The sequence below is a fragment of the Acidovorax sp. Q11 genome, assembly GCF_054950075.1.
In genome coordinates, this window is sequence record NZ_JBUDZG010000091.1 from 1 (window position 1) to 902 (window position 902).

At 53.9% G+C, this 902-nt stretch carries 1 protein-coding gene; it reads right to left on the reverse strand.

Annotated features, from left to right (window positions below; translation table 11 throughout):
- Window positions 1-327: 327 nt before the first annotated feature.
- Window positions 328-902 (reverse strand): hypothetical protein (locus ACYZGB_RS22800; protein WP_462391270.1); only part of this gene is annotated, 575 nt, incomplete at its 5' end.

Below are 902 nucleotides of genomic sequence, written 5' to 3' on the forward strand. Positions count from 1 at the left end.
TCTTCCGGCTCTCCCGCAGCCGCTTGTAGCGTGTGGCGACGCGGTGACGCAGATTCCATGTCGGCACGGGACATTCACGATCCCACAACAGATGCCGGATATACGACTGCAGGTGCTTTACCCGCTGGTCCCCAATCGGTCAGGCTCTTGCTGTTGCGGGGGAGTCCATATATGAAGGGTTAGCGTAGTAATCGGCCGCTCCGCGCCGAAAATCGTTTCGAAGAAACACCGGTTCAGCGGTCCAATTCGAACTGCCGGGCCGGACAGGCGCCAACCCAGACGCTCCGGATGCGCCAATCCTGTTACAGATGGCCCAAGCAAAATCAGTCACTTAGCTGGTGTTTCTTGAGAGCCATCATGGCGCTCAATACGAGCAATCTTTGGCGCTTGAGCATCCATAAACATAAAACACCTGCCGAATAGCGCCTTCTTCCCGAAGTCATCAAAGATGTTGTGGCCCAACGGGGTTATTAGAACTTCGTGAGTTGCGAGAGCTCGCTGATGCTGTTTGTCGATTTCGGACCAGTTCTGTTCGGCTACGTCGGCCAGCAGAACGCTTGCAACATCGTGGTTGTACTGAACCAAGACGTTGCCATCTTTCATATTCATTGGATTGAAGTCCGGGTGGGCGTGAAACACGCCATGGAGTGCCTTGAGCGCATGCTTTTCAGCGTCCTTGTCGTTCAGGCCCGGGGGAAGAATTGCCACAGTGCCATTGCTAAACAGAGCGAAATCGCGAGAGCCGTTCGTATAGAAACGAATTCGCTCAGCGATTCTGTTGATTTCCACGCAGAAGTGACCCACTAACCCCCAGGACTTCCATCCAAACCTGACCCACGTACTAACCCTAATCTGCTGCTTTGTTGAGCAGCAGGAGACCAGGAGTGATAGACGTGGCAACA